Below are 14,103 nucleotides of genomic sequence, written 5' to 3'. Positions count from 1 at the left end.
GTAATCTGGAATCCAGATATTTTCTCTGAATTATTTCCACATTTTCAAATTATAGGCAGCTTCCCAGAAATGAAACTCCATTCTTGATGACATGACAAATGCTTCGGTCATTTTTTTCCGGGTTTCCTCCGTACTGTTTTTAGCAGCTTTATCACAAATCGCGATAGCATGATCTACAGCCACGGAAAATTCATCACCGCCATAAGTATCAATCCACTTCTGGTAAGGATTATGATTGGTCTTAGGCAGGCTTAAAATATAATTCCCGACTTCCCTGTAAATCCAGAAACAGGGTAATACTGCAGCAATAGCCACTTCTATAGCTTCCAGAGCGGCAGTGCTTCTCAGAAAATGGATATAATGATGGCAGGCAGGCTGTAAAATACCTTTATCCGTAACGCCAAAATCCACGAAATAAGATTCATGTAAGGCATTTTCTACCACAATAGCATTTTCAGCAAACCTCATGAAAGCCAGTACTTCATGAATATCCTGAATTTTTGCAGCAATTAATGAAAGTGTCCGCCCAAAGTGTTCAAGATATAAAGAATCCTGAGCCATATAAAAGCGGAACTTTTCCTGAGGAAGGGTACCGTTTGATAATTCTTTAATAAAAGGCATATCCAGAATAGATTGATACCGTTCTTCTATAACCTGCCAGGTGTGTTCAGACCATTTCATTTTTGATAAGTTTTTGAGGATTAAAAAAGTGATTCAGCGGACCATTTCCAAAGCCGGTTTGTACATCTTTTCCGTTTTCTATAGCCTGATATACATACTGTTGTCCCAAAGAAACAGCATCATACAAAGTTTTACCCTGCGCAAGATAGGCAGCTATGGCAGAGGACAGGGTACAACCGGAACCGTGGGTGTTATTGGTGTCGAATTTTACCGTTTCAAAAGAATGATACTGTTCATTTTCATCGTAATACAATGAAGTTATCGTTGAGGTTTCCTGATGTCCGCCTTTAAGAAGAATGCTTTTACAACCCAGCTTTTTGATCTTTTCCCCTGCCATGTATAAATCTTCAAGGGTATGAACAGACGTATCAGCCAGAATTGCGGCTTCATCCATATTCGGAGTGATAACATCTGCTATCGGAAAAAGTTTTTCAATGATGGCGGTGATGGTCTCTTTCTCAATCAAACGGTGTCCGCTTGTAGCTACCATGACAGGATCAAATACAAGGGGTGTTTTTTTATATTTGGCTAAAGTAGAGACAATGGTTTCCACCAATTGAGGAGTATGAACCATTCCGATTTTAATAGCATCAGGGAAAATATCATCAAGAATGGCTTCGATCTGATCTGCCACCGCTTCTACAGGAACAGGATATATTTTTCTTACTCCCTGTGTATTCTGTACCGGTAAAGCAGTTAGTACCGATGTGGAAAAGCAGCCTAAAGCAGAAGCTGTTTTAATATCAGCCTGAATGCCTGCACCGCCGCTTCCGTCAAATCCGGCAATCGTCAGTACGGATGGGTATTTATATTTTTTCATTTTAAAATTTCATTTTTTAATTCATAGGCTGCCTTTTGAGGATGGGGAGCACTGCAAATCGCAGAAACAACAGCAATGCAGTCCGCACCGGCGTTGATAACTTCTCTTGCATTTCTCAGATGGATATTACCGATGGCAACCAATGGTTTATCAGTAAGGTTTCTGATCTTTGCCACTCCTTCAAGTCCCCATTCCGTTATGGTATCCGTTTTGGTTGAGGTTTTAAAGACAGGGCTTATTCCTAAGTAATCAGACACTGAAGTCTGTTCGTTTTCAAGCTGTGAAAGGTATTCAATAGAGTAACCGATCATTTTATTCTGAATGAGAGGCTGTCGTCTCAGATAAACAGGTGAGGCATCACTGTTACCTACATGAATTCCAGCTGCGTTTACTTTTTTCGCTACTTCAATATTATCATTAATGATGAGCGGAATATTGTATTTTTCTGTAATTTCAATAAGCTGCTGTGCTTTCTTAAGAAATGAAGCAGTGCTGCTGTTTTTTTCTCTCAGCTGGATAACATCAACCCCTCCAAGAATGGCCTGCTCAGCTACTTCAAGAAAATTTTTTCCGGCACAGTCTGCCTCGGAAATAACCAGATATAGCTGATAAGGAAAAGAAGAAAGGCTCATTTCTGTTCAATTTTTATATGGCTGAAAAATTCTTCTTCAGTAATGTTGTACAATTTATCCAAAAGATTGACCTGAAGACTTCCAGGACCTTTACTTTCCCGGACAGCCAGTTCTCCCGATATACCCAGCAATGCCATTGCCGCAGCGGTGGCGATGACCTTATCTTCCTGAATCCCAGCAAAAGCACCTGTTAATGCACTGGCAGAACAGCCGAGACCTGTTACTTTGGTCATCATCGGATGTCCGTTTTTGATATGAATTTCCTGTTTTCCGTTTAAAATAATATCTCTTTCCCCGGAAATACAGACTGTTGTATGATATTGTTCTGCGAGAATCTGTGCTGCGTGTACAGCTTCATTGCTTTGTGCAGTGCTGTCTACTCCTTTTGTTACCGTATTATTAACTTTAGCAAGAGCAATGATCTCAGAAGCATTCCCTCTGATTACCGAAGGTTGATATTGTAAAAGCTGTTGTAAAACATCATCCCTATATGAAGTAGCTCCGGCTCCTACAGGATCCAGAATCCATGGTTTATTGATGGAATGGGCGGTTTCAGCAGCGATGAGCATAGATTCTGTCCAGTATTCATCAAGGGTCCCGATATTAATAACTACGGAATGAACAATATTAACCATTTCGCGGATCTCAGATTTTGCGTGCGCCATAATGGGGGAAGCTCCTGCAGCCAAAAGAGCATTGGCTGTATTGTTCATAACGACATAATTGGTAATGCTGTGAACCAGAGGAGATTTTTGTCTGACAAGCTGTACCTGTTCCCAAAGTATTTTTTCCATTGTTATCATTTAGAATAAAATAAAAAATAGCTTCAGGAGAAATCCAGACAAAAGATACACTGCGGGCAATGTATTTTTGCTTTTCCCTACGTCGGTGTAAGCCGTATCAGGTTCAAAGGGACTCTCTCAATTCTTTTTCAGAATACCCCTAAAGCAAGACAAATGTATAAAAATTATCAGAGCAGGCAAAAACTGACAATGCATTTTCCTTTCAGGAGTATCCAGTCCTTTTCAATAAAAACTGATCTCAATTAAAAAAATAGAAGATGAAAACTTTAGCCTTCAACGAATCCTGTTAATTCAACAGGACAAAAAAATCTGCGTAATCTGCTTTATCAGAAAAATAAAATAGATTGGTTGAAATTTTTCTTTCACGCAAAGATTATTTTTGATACTGCATATTTCAGGAGGCAAAGAGTAGAATCAACTGCGTTGGTTCGATGAAGCTGTGGATTAACCTTCGGCTGTTTTAATTCATAAATAATTGAACACAACTGAAAAAGATAGCTTAAAATCTTTGATTTTCTTGCGCCCTAAAAACATTATAATAATTAAAATCTTTGTGCCATTGCGTTAAGCCAACAGAAAATTTGCTCAATCTTTGAGTTTTAAAAGCACAAGCATCTGTGAAATTTGTGGGATCTGTGGGAAATAAAAACTTTTAAGAAGCCCTTCAGTGCATTATTTCTTCTGGGAAACAATAAAATCTACCATCTGATCTACCATTTGGTCCAGATAGGCTTTATCAGTTGTGGAAAAACTGTGTACACCATTATTAATGACGATTAAAGACGTCTGAACTTTTGCTCTTTTCAATTTCCTATGTAGCTTTTTAGACTGGCTTAAAGGAACTACCGTATCCTTATTTCCCTGTACAATCAAAGTAGGAACTCCATCAGAAACGAAATTAACAGGCGATATGGTTTTTAAGTATTCTATGGCTTTTTGCTGATCTTTGTTGATATCATATCCTGAAAGTCCTTTTACCAGATTCTGCTGCAGGCTGATGATCTTTTTAGAGATCATTCCGATGATAGAAACCGGAATAGTACCCGCACTGGTATGAAAAAGTTTATTAAGATCTGCTGGACCATAATGATCGATCACATAATTCACTTTTGCAGAATAAGATGAAAGTTCCGGGCTGCCGATATAAGTGTTATCAGGAGTATAGGCCGCAAGCAGTGAAAGATGAGCTCCTGCTGAAGCCCCGAAAAGTCCGATGTTATTGACGTCAAAATTATATTTCTCCGCATTTTTCCTGACCCATCTTACGGCATCTTTAGTATCTTCTAATGGTAAAGGGAAATGAGTGTTATCATTCAGGAGCGTATAGTTGATACTGATCACTGCATATTGTCTGGCGATCAGTTTTTTAATGGTATTTTCAACATAATCATCGGCAAGGATCATTTTATCACCTTCTATCCATCCACCTCCGTGAACGTAGATTAAAACCGGAAACCGTTCTGTGAAAGTATTTTTAGGAACATAAAGATCCAGAGCAACAGGACTTCCTTTTCTATTGGTTTTGTATACAATATCTTCGGAAACCGATGCTATTTCCGGAAGCAGGGAACTCTTTACGCGCGGAGCCTGAATTGGAGATTGTGAAAAAGTCTGCGCAAAAAAAGACTGTGAAAAACTTAAAAATAAAATAAAAAACAGGTTTGTAAAAAACCTGTAAAGTGATATGTTATTAATTCTTGAATACATAATAAACTTTTTTTAAGGAATGTGTTATTTTACTAACTCCTCAAAAAGCTTACCAAAGGTGGTCTCCAGATCTTTGGATTTTCCGGGATGTGGTCTGGAAGTCTGTAGAACAGAGCTTCTCACAGCCGTCAGCCAGCGGAAACGTTCAGGAATGTCCAGAAGGGCAATAGGTCCGCCGTCTTTGCCGCCTTCAGCAATTTTTTTGAAACTTTCCAGATTGTGGATAATATCTTCATAATCGAGTTTGCTGTGCATCAGTTTGAATTTATCAGGACACAGGTAGAATTCCACACGGATGAACTTCTCTTTTTTAGAAAACATTACCAGCCCGATATTGAAAAATTCTTCCCTTTCAACTTTAGGCACCAGTCGTATCACGGCGTATTCGTATATTTTATCCTCTTGCATTTTTGGCTTCGTTTACAAAGATTGGGGAATTTTCCAGTCTGGTTTTCAGGAACTGGAAATAGATTTCACGGATCTCTTCAGGAGTTTCATCAGCATCATCCCAATGCAGCCAGTCTTCAGGGATCAGATTGACGATGTCTCTGAAAAGAGTATCATTCAATACAGTATGGGCAAATGCATCTGCTTCATCCAGCATTTTGGCTTGTGGGAGCAGTACATGATCTTTTACATACTTAAACGGTGTCTTGGCTGCTGCATCAAAATTCTGCCATGAGTGGTGGAAATAAAAAGAAGCTCCGTTGTCTATCACCCAGAGTTCTTTATGCCACATCATGAGATTGGTATTTCGGAATGTTCTGTCGATATTCGTAATAAATGCATCCAGCCATACAATTTTAGAGGCCAGAAGCGGATCGATCTTCACACTGGGGTCATAGGTAATAGAACCGGAAAGATAATGAAGCCCCAGATTCAGGCCTTCTGAAAATTTCAAAAGATCCTGGATTTCCTCATCGGCTTCCGTTCTTCCGAAATCTACATCCAGGTTAACCAGTACCAGTTCAGGGATCTTCAGCCCTAAAGCTTCTGTGATCTTTCCGCCCAAAAGTTCGGAGATCAGCATTTTTACTCCATGGCCGGCACCACGGAATTTCAGTACATATTTAAAATCATCGTCAGCTTCTGCCAAAGCAGGAAGAGAGCCGCCTTCCCTCAGAGGAAGGATGTAACGCATTACGGTTACTGTTCTTAAATCCAGCATTCAGCAAAAATAAGGTTATTTTTTCAGAATCTTTTTAGTGAATTCCGTTTCTCCCGCTTTATATTTTAGCAGATACATTCCGGAGGAAAGATGATTCAAAGGAATAGTATATCCTGAAACCGTTTTTTCAAGTTTGTAACGAAGCATCCGTCCTGCAGCATCTGTCAATGAGATCATTGAAATTTTCCCATCGGTATCAATGTTGATGAAATCCTGTACCGGATTAGGGTAAATATGAATGGAAGCTATATTCTGTTCTTTTGTTCCAAGCGTCTGAATAGCTACAGGTTTAGTTTTTATTGAGTTTTTATTGCATGCATTGGTGGTGAGACTCACCTGGTAATTGCCAGTAGAAGTATAGGTATGTTGAGGGTTTTCCAATGTTGAAATCGTTCCGTCTCCGAAATTCCATAGAAAAGACGTTGCATTTTGTGTTTGATTGGTGAACTGTACGGAATTTCCGGATATAGTGTGGGTAAACCGTGTAGGAACATCATTGGTACTGACCAACCATGTATCCAATCCATTGAAAACGATATTTTTTACAATACTTTTTATAGCCTGCGATTCCATAGTAGTAAGGTTTCCATTGAAAGAGGCAAGTTCGGGATCTTTCTTAAATATCAGGGTATAGAAAGTATAAGCTGCTGCCATTGAACCTAAATAGCTTGGGTGTGATCCGTCTGAAGAATAAAGTTCCATTTCCGGATGCTGCTGTCGGATCATTCTCCAGACTTTTCCAACGGGAGAAATAAGGCTTTCATTAAGGCTGGCCATTTCTGTATATCGGGTAGAGATCAGATCATCCATCCCTTCATAAGTACATACCGCTGTATTACCATTGGCACAATTGGTTGCATCTCCGCTTTTGTAGCCCCATGTCATAAAAAATATGGGATTTCCGCAGGCATTGGTACTTTTTATCAGTTCTGCAAGCTGCTTTGCATAGGGAAACATTTCATTTTGGATGTATGAATTAGGGAAAGAAGGAATCTGGCTTTGCTCCTGCAAGACTACATAATCCCAGTTTCCCTGGTTGATTACTGAAGTAACGTCCGGATTTTGTGCATGCTGTTTCAGTCGGGATCCGCCTATTGCGTGGCTTTCGTAGGCTAAGTCATCTCCGGTAGAAGCTGCGATCAATTTTACCAGCTCCGGCAGATTATTGGTGTACGTATAGCTGTTTCCTACAAAGAAAACTCGTTTTACGGTTTGACTGAAGATGAATGAAAATGAAATTAAAAATAAAAAGAGTAGTGTTTTTTTCATATATTTAATTTAGAGTGGATATTACAAATATAACTGTTATTCAAAATATAATACAGTAAATCAAATGTTTATTTATGAAATTGATAAAAGACTTTAATATAAAGCTGGAAAATCCCGATACTAAGACATTTCTGGCTGATGCTTTTTATTCTGAAACCGATGCAAAACTACCGCTGGTCATTTTTGTTCATGGTTATAAAGGCTATAAAGATTGGGGAGCCTGGAGTCTTATGGCTGAAAAGTTCGCGGAAGCCGGTTTTTTCTTTGTGAAATTTAATTTTTCCCATAACGGTACAACAGTAGATGACCTCCGTAATTTTGCTGACCTGGAAGCCTTCGGAAATAATAATTATTCTAAAGAACTTTCCGATTTAGGGGTGGTTATCGATTATTTTAGTCATCATCCTAAAGTTGATGATCAGAAGATCATTCTGATCGGTCATAGCAGGGGAGGAGGGATTTCTATTATTAAAACGTATGAAGATGAGAGGATCAACGGGCTGATTACCCTTGCCAGTGTAGATACTCTGGAACGCTTTCCGAAAGGTGAGGCTCTTGAAAGCTGGAAGAAAAACGGAGTGTATTATGTCCTGAACGGGCGTACCAGACAGGAGATGCCTCATTACTATCAGTTTTATGAAAACTTTGAACAGAATATTCACCGTTTTGATGTGGAAAGAGCAACTGAAATGGCAAAAGCCTACGTGCTGGTTATCCATGGAACAGATGATGAAAGTGTGAGTGTGAAAAATGCTGAACATCTTCATATTCTCAACCCTAATTCTGAACTCTTTTTAGTAGAGAATGCAGATCATACATTCGGATCAAAAGAGCCCTGGACGGAGAAGAGTCTTCCGAAGCACCTGAACACTGTTGCAGAAAAGTGTATTGAATTTATCCAAAAAAATATAAAATAAAGCTTGTCTGGAACAAAGTTTGAAGCGATACGCTAAAAAATAGTAATCACCCTATTAAAAGTAATTATGAAAAAATTAATGGTATGCGTTGCCGCATTTTCATTGCTTGCCGCTGTTTCATGTAAAAAAGAGGTACCTAAAACAGCTCCTGCTGAAACCGTTAAGGAAGTTGTACTGGCACAAAATATCCTGACTAAGAACGTAGGCAAATATCCGACTGATATTAACCTCTTTGAGGACAAAGAATTAACCGACAGACTTAAAAAGCTTATGGGAGCCGATTATGAAGAAATGGTTAAGAATTTCAATGTTGTAAGCCCTATTAAAGCGGAAAATGAAGTATACAGAGCCAATGGATGTATGCAGCATAATTGTCCGGGATATTATGCATTTATTTATTTTGATGCTAAAAATGATAACCTGAATGTTCTGATAGACAGAGACGGCAAAGTGAAAGAGTATGCTGAAAAAGGCAAAATAGAAGTCAGTGAAGAACTGAAAACAAGATAATAAGTTTCTATTTTTGATAAAAAAGGAGTGAAAATGAACTTTCACTCCTTTTTCATATTTTAATTCATTCTGATTACCTGATTAAGATTTTCCAGGCTTCTTCAATTTTGCTTTCCAGCAGTAATTTCTGGGCATCAGAATGGATATTTTCATCCGCATGGAAATCTCCGGCAGGAAGTACTTCTGTATTGGCAAGCATTCCAAGATCATTTCCTGTAAATACTTTGCTGTATTTGATGGCATCCGGCAGAAGATCAAAACCGATTCCTTTGGTCACCAGAGGTTTCGGAACCTCAAAAAGGCTGTTTTCATTGCTTCTGGAATACCAGTTGCTTCCTAATCTCGCTACCATATCCAGTTTTGCCTGGTCAAGATTTCCTGCTTCATTTAAATATTCTTCCCTGATATGGATTTTCTGAACTTCACAGATCACCAAATTTCCTGCACCGCCCTGATCTCCCAGAGATTTTACTTCTAAAACTTTACATTCAAAGTTAACCGGGCATTCTTCAATCAGTTTTGGTTTCACCAGGTCTGCATCTTTCATCGTGAGACCAGACTTCACAAACTCATTTACTCTTGTTTCATATTCTGTAGAAGCTAATGAAATTTGCTGTACAATAGGAAAGTTAACGGTTCCAATCACAACTTCCGGAACTTCAAGAACGTTTTCGAGAGTATGCTTCGTGGTATTATCACGCACTCTTCTTGAAGGCGAGAAGATCAATACCGGGGGAACCGTACTGAACATATTGAAAAAGCTGAATGGAGATAGGTTGATATTTCCATCCTTATCAACTGTAGAAGCCAACGCAATAGGGCGTGGTGATACAGCAGTCTGCATAATGGTCTGCAGCTGAACGGAGGTTATTTCAGAGGGGATTACTGTTTTCATTTTTTTATTTTTTAACACTTAAGAGTTATTTTAGTTATTTCTGAAGCTGTTTATTGAAGTACACTTAAGTTTGAAAATCTACGATTTTCATTCTTTTGGAAGTTCTTTAAATACTTTTGATGCGAAAGATTCACATCCTTCATGATAAAGATTGGTAACATTGAAATTAACTAGTATAGCTCGTGGCGCTTTTAAAAGATTCATATAATTTATTGTTTGTGCTTTATGGATCTGATGAATTTCAGCAACTGATTTTAACTCCAAAACAATTAATTCTTCAATCAAAAAATCACATTTAGCTTACAATTGATATGAGTTCCTTTATATAAGAATGGAATCTCAAGTTCACTTTGGTATTTTATACCTAACAGATTAAACTCTTTTTCTAAACATTGATGATACACTTCTTCATATAAACCAGGTCCGGCCAGCTTATGAACTTCAATACAGGCTCCTATTATTTTATACGATAGTTCATTAATCAATTTTTGTGTAATCATATTTAAAATAGAATTGAAAATCGTAGATTTTCAAAAAAACTAAAGTGAACTTAAATTTACCATTATCATGTAACTTAAAAATACTAAAGTGTTTTAGAAAGTTATACCGTTGGAATAATTTTCCCGCTTACTTCACCAAATCCTACTCTCACACCATCTTTTTCAGCCCAGGCTTTCATAATAACGGTATCGTTGTCCTCGATGAATTTTCTTTCCTGGCCGTCTTTTAATGATAAAGGATTCTGACCTCTCCATGTTAATTCCATCATAGAACCGAAAGATTTAGGATCGCTTCCAGAAATAGTACCGCTGGCATACATATCACCCACTTCTATGTTACATCCGTTTATGGTGTGGTGTGCCAGCTGCTGGGTCATGCTCCAGTACATATGTTTGTAGTTGCTTTCGCAGATCAGGTTTTCTTCACCGTTTTCAGGCTGGAGGTATACTTCAAGATTGATGTCGTAATTTTTATCTCCTTCAATTTTCAGATAATCCAATACTTCAGGATCCTGTACAGGAGAAGCGGTTCTGAATGGTTCTAAAGCCTCAAGGGTTACTACCCATGGGGAAATGGATGAACCGAAGTTTTTAGCAAGGAAAGGTCCAAGCGGAACATATTCCCATGCCTGAATATCTCTTGCGGACCAGTCGTTGAAAACCACCATTCCGAAGATGGCATCTTCAGCATCTTTTGTGGAAATACTTTCACCCATCTCGGTATTTTTGCTGACGATGAACGCCATTTCCAGTTCAAAATCAAGCTGTTTACATGGTCCGAAAACAGGTTTATCAGCATCTGCAGGTTTTGTTTGGCCTTTAGGACGATTGATATCTGTTCCTGAAACTACGATAGAGGAAGCTCTCCCGTGATAACCTACCGGAAGATGTTTCCAGTTAGGAAGAAGGGCGTTGGCAGGATCGCGGAGCATTTTACCTACATTGGTAGCGTGTTCAATGCTACTGTAGAAATCCGTGTAATTCGGAATGTGTACAGGCATCATCATTTTTACCTTATCAAGATCGTAGAAAGCATCTTCAATGGTTTTTTGATCTTTAGATAAAGCAGAACCTTCCTGAAGAAGTTCCTGAATTCTGGTACGAACCGCATTGGTAACCGGTTTTCCCAGCTCAATAAATTCGTTCAGGGTATAGGCTTCAAACACATTATCGTCTAAGCCTTCAATATCTTCAAAATAACCTAGATCATACAGTGTTGCAAGATCAACGATCTGATCTCCGATTCTGGTACAGCATCCGATATATTCTTTGTTAAAAACAGTTACTCCGAAAGGAATATTATGTATAGAGAAGTCCGAATTCGGGGAATAGTCTACAAATGATTTCATAAGTTTGGATTTAAATTAAGGTGTAAGAAAATAACAGTATCGGTTTATTTTCCTGCCATGAGGGAAGTTTATTTCTTCTTTTTCGAATAGGACTCTTCGTCAATCCAGCGGTCTTTGGTGTTAATGTCAATAAGATACAGAATGTCTTTCTGTTTAGTCAGCAGCAGAGTTTTGGTTACGGGGATCGGAACTTTTGTGTTTTCAAGCATATCTGCCCGCAAGGAAACGATATTTTTTTTTCTGACGATATCACCGGAAAAGACATTGGAACTGCTTTCTCCGGTAGCTTTGTCATCAAAAACCTCTACATAGGTAGCCTGATTTCCTTTAATAATGATAAAATCCCTTTCCGTATGGTCCGCTGCATCCTTAATGAAGACGAACTTCTTATTGTCAATATTTACATTTTCAAGATGCTGGTTGATACCTTTTCTTTCTTCAAGTCTGTTGAGAATTTCATTGATGGTTCCATATTGCGCTTTAAGGCCTAATGTTCCCAGAAATAAAACTCCGATAAAAAATTTCTTCATGTACTGTGTTTTATAAAAAAGTTTTGCCAGAACTTTTCATCCTGACAAAACTTTGTAATTATATTGTTAAATTAAAGATTACCTCTTCTTTCCTGTTCTCTTTCCAGAGCTTCGAATAATGCTTTGAAGTTTCCGGCACCAAAACTCTGTGCACCGTGTCTTTCAATAATTTCGAAGAACAGGGTAGGACGGTCTTCTACAGGCTTTGTAAAGATCTGAAGCAGATATCCTTCTTCATCATGGTCAATAAGGATGCCAAGTTCCTGTAGTTTTTTAAGATCTTCATCAATATGACCTACTCTTTCAGGAACCATATCGTAATATGCTTCCGGCGGAGCAGAAAGGAACTCTACACCACGTTTTTTTAATTCTGTTACTGTATGGATGATGTCTTTTGTTGCCACAGCAATGTGCTGTACACCTTCACCTTCATAGAAATCAAGATACTCTTCTACCTGAGATTTCTTTTTACCTTCTGCAGGCTCGTTGATCGGGAATTTAGCATATCCGTTTCCGTTGGACATTACTTTAGACATCAATGCAGAATATTCTGTGTTGATCTGCTTGTCATCAAAAGAAAGGATGTTTACAAATCCCATTACTTTTTCGTACCATTCTACGGTAGGGATCATTCTGTTCCAGTCTACGTTTCCTACGCAGTGGTCTACATACAATAAACCGGCTTCTTCAGGCTTGTAAGCACTTTCCCATTTCTCGTATCCGGGCATGAAAGCACCGTTATAATTTTTTCTTTCCACAAACATGTGAACAGTTTCTCCGTATGTATAGATTCCGGACATTCTTACTTCACCATGCTCGTCATTTAAAGTTACAGGCTCTAAATAAGGTTTTCCTCCTCTTTTAGTAGTTTCTTCGAAAGCTGCATAAGCGTCGTCTACCCAAAGTGCCAAAATCTTTACTCCGTCACCGTGTTTTTTTACATGTTCATTGATTGGGGATTCAGATTTAAGACCGGTAGTCAGTACCAATCTTATTTTTCCCTGTTGAAGAACATAAGAAGCACGGTCTCTCACTCCTGTTTCAGGACCCGCATATGCTACAGACTGAAAACCGAAAGCGGTTTTGTAATAATGGGCAGCCTGTTTCGCATTTCCTACATAAAACTCAATGTAATCCGTACCGTTGATCGGCAGAAAATTCTCAGCTTGAGCAATTTTTTCGGCAAATGTAAGTGTTGACATATTTTCTTTTTACTTTTATTTTAATGGTATGCAAATTACAAAATTCTGAGTAATAGCGAAAATATTAATAGGTAATCCTTGGATTTACTTAACATAAAGTTAAAGAAAAGTTCATTTAAGTATATTTAAGTTTCTTATTCTGAAGTTGGGATATGTACATTTGTATTCACAAAAAACAAGTGGGAAAAAAATGTTTCGAAACACGAAAGCCGTAGAATCTCTACGACTTTCGTTATTTTATAGAAGTTCTACTTTCCTGTTGAGTCTTCCTGCATCGGGATTGTAATTATCCCAGATCTTCCAGACATTGTCTATTCTGCGGATAAAATAGATCTGGGTATTCAGTTGATTCACAAAATGTTCTTCACCTGTTTCACCTGCTTTGAAAAGCAGATTCCAGAATTCCTGAGATTCCAGGATTTTTTTATCCGGTTCGTCAGTCACCAGATGAATATCAAAAACCTCATAATTGGAGCGGTTATTTTTGGTTACCAGCTGGAAATCCCTGTCACAAAGTTCTTTGCTGAATTGTGAGGTTCTCTCTAAAAATGGAGATCCGTCAAAGACAAGATTCTTGAAAATCTCAGGCTTATGGGTCGGAAAATGTTTGTAGAATTCAAAGGTGGTGGCACAGTAATCATAGACTAATTGGGTAAGAAATTCATGGCTGCCAGTCTCTTTCTTTTCCTGATTTCTTTTTTTGACTGATAAAGTATAATCATTCAGATCTCTGTATCCCAAAAAAATACAGATTTTATCTAGGGTTTTTAAAAATCTCAGATCGCTGTGGGTTTTGTCCTGATAATCGTTTTCAAAAAAACGCTGCAGAGTAACATGTGAAATTGTGTTTCCTATTTCAAATTTCTTCCCTCCTTTTAGTTCCTCAGCTTCAGATAGTTCATCTTTGATGATTTCGGAAAGGATGATATAATGGCTTCTCTTCCATTCACTCACATTCCCCAAAACAGAATCCCTGACTTTTGAATGCTTTACAACTTCTTCTCTTATCGAATTATATATCGTTTTCAATTTCCTTGGTTTTGAAAGGATTTAATCAAAAATACTGCCAAATGTTAAAGTTTTTTGATGTGTGTTTAATTCTTATCCGGAAAATTTCTCT

15 protein-coding genes, 1 pseudogene and 1 riboswitch are annotated in these 14,103 nt (G+C 38.1%); of the genes and pseudogenes, 2 read left to right on the top strand and 14 right to left on the bottom strand.

Annotated elements, in window-relative coordinates:
• Positions 1-30 precede the first annotated feature (30 nt).
• The 8 genes from tenA to J2Y40_RS08720 form a co-directional block, all read right to left on the bottom strand.
• Positions 31-681, bottom strand: coding sequence for a thiaminase II (gene tenA, locus J2Y40_RS08755; RefSeq protein ID WP_153398492.1), 651 nt, complete (start codon positions 679-681; stop codon positions 31-33).
• Positions 668-1,501: a bifunctional hydroxymethylpyrimidine kinase/phosphomethylpyrimidine kinase gene (gene thiD, locus J2Y40_RS08750; RefSeq protein WP_309998420.1), complete on the bottom strand. Its 834-nt coding sequence runs from the start codon at positions 1,499-1,501 to the stop codon at positions 668-670. The genes tenA and thiD overlap by 14 nt, the downstream gene beginning before the upstream one ends.
• Positions 1,498-2,133, bottom strand: coding sequence for a thiamine phosphate synthase (gene thiE, locus J2Y40_RS08745; RefSeq protein WP_309998419.1), 636 nt, complete (start codon positions 2,131-2,133; stop codon positions 1,498-1,500). The genes thiD and thiE overlap by 4 nt, the downstream gene beginning before the upstream one ends.
• Positions 2,130-2,927: a hydroxyethylthiazole kinase gene (thiM, locus tag J2Y40_RS08740; protein ID WP_309998417.1), complete on the bottom strand. Its 798-nt coding sequence runs from the start codon at positions 2,925-2,927 to the stop codon at positions 2,130-2,132. Before thiM ends, thiE begins: the two co-directional genes overlap by 4 nt.
• Before the next feature lie 66 nt (positions 2,928-2,993).
• A riboswitch (TPP riboswitch) is annotated at positions 2,994-3,087 on the bottom strand.
• 521 nt (positions 3,088-3,608) lie between these two features.
• On the bottom strand, positions 3,609-4,643 hold the full coding sequence (locus tag J2Y40_RS08735; RefSeq protein ID WP_153398498.1) for an alpha/beta hydrolase: 1,035 nt from the start codon (positions 4,641-4,643) through the stop codon (positions 3,609-3,611).
• A gap of 24 nt (positions 4,644-4,667) precedes the next feature.
• On the bottom strand, positions 4,668-5,051 hold the full coding sequence (locus tag J2Y40_RS08730) for a DUF3037 domain-containing protein (protein WP_153398500.1): 384 nt from the start codon (positions 5,049-5,051) through the stop codon (positions 4,668-4,670).
• Positions 5,038-5,811: a HipA family kinase gene (locus J2Y40_RS08725; RefSeq protein WP_153398503.1), complete on the bottom strand. Its 774-nt coding sequence runs from the start codon at positions 5,809-5,811 to the stop codon at positions 5,038-5,040. Before J2Y40_RS08725 ends, J2Y40_RS08730 begins: the two co-directional genes overlap by 14 nt.
• Positions 5,812-5,826: 15 nt before the next feature.
• On the bottom strand, positions 5,827-7,080 hold the full coding sequence (locus tag J2Y40_RS08720; RefSeq protein WP_309998414.1) for a DUF4886 domain-containing protein: 1,254 nt from the start codon (positions 7,078-7,080) through the stop codon (positions 5,827-5,829).
• Positions 7,081-7,154: 74 nt separating this feature from the next.
• Here J2Y40_RS08720 and J2Y40_RS08715 point away from each other — a divergent pair, with 74 nt between their 5' ends.
• A complete protein-coding gene (locus tag J2Y40_RS08715) occupies positions 7,155-7,997 on the top strand; it encodes an alpha/beta fold hydrolase (RefSeq protein ID WP_309998412.1) in 843 nt (280 codons plus the stop codon).
• A gap of 66 nt (positions 7,998-8,063) precedes the next feature.
• Entirely contained in the window at positions 8,064-8,507 is a 444-nt protein-coding gene (locus tag J2Y40_RS08710; RefSeq protein WP_309998410.1) for a hypothetical protein, read from the top strand.
• 73 nt (positions 8,508-8,580) lie between these two features.
• Here the strand turns inward: J2Y40_RS08710 and J2Y40_RS08705 are convergent, their stop codons facing one another.
• The 6 genes and pseudogenes from J2Y40_RS08705 to J2Y40_RS08680 form a co-directional block, all read right to left on the bottom strand.
• Positions 8,581-9,402 (bottom strand): flavin reductase family protein, encoded by an 822-nt coding sequence (locus J2Y40_RS08705; RefSeq protein WP_309998408.1) that lies wholly within the window; start codon positions 9,400-9,402, stop codon positions 8,581-8,583.
• Between the two features lie 87 nt (positions 9,403-9,489).
• Positions 9,490-9,902: pseudogene (locus J2Y40_RS08700) on the bottom strand (GxxExxY protein).
• A gap of 101 nt (positions 9,903-10,003) precedes the next feature.
• Positions 10,004-11,251 (bottom strand): fumarylacetoacetase, encoded by a 1,248-nt coding sequence (gene fahA, locus J2Y40_RS08695; RefSeq protein ID WP_153398522.1) that lies wholly within the window; start codon positions 11,249-11,251, stop codon positions 10,004-10,006.
• Positions 11,252-11,319: 68 nt separating this feature from the next.
• Positions 11,320-11,781, bottom strand: coding sequence for a hypothetical protein (locus J2Y40_RS08690; protein ID WP_153398524.1), 462 nt, complete (start codon positions 11,779-11,781; stop codon positions 11,320-11,322).
• Positions 11,782-11,852: 71 nt separating this feature from the next.
• The gene (hppD, locus tag J2Y40_RS08685) at positions 11,853-12,983 is read right to left on the bottom strand and encodes a 4-hydroxyphenylpyruvate dioxygenase (RefSeq protein ID WP_153398526.1); all 1,131 of its coding nucleotides are present in this window, start codon (positions 12,981-12,983) and stop codon (positions 11,853-11,855) included.
• A 237-nt stretch (positions 12,984-13,220) separates the two neighbouring features.
• Positions 13,221-14,012: a hypothetical protein gene (locus tag J2Y40_RS08680; RefSeq protein WP_153398528.1), complete on the bottom strand. Its 792-nt coding sequence runs from the start codon at positions 14,010-14,012 to the stop codon at positions 13,221-13,223.
• Positions 14,013-14,103 lie beyond the last annotated feature (91 nt).

Source organism: Chryseobacterium sp. 2987 (assembly GCF_031456375.1).
Taxonomy (GTDB): domain Bacteria; phylum Bacteroidota; class Bacteroidia; order Flavobacteriales; family Weeksellaceae; genus Chryseobacterium; species Chryseobacterium vaccae.
The sequence above is the reverse complement of the archived record's forward strand: the minus strand, read 5'-3'. Positions and strand labels throughout refer to the sequence as shown.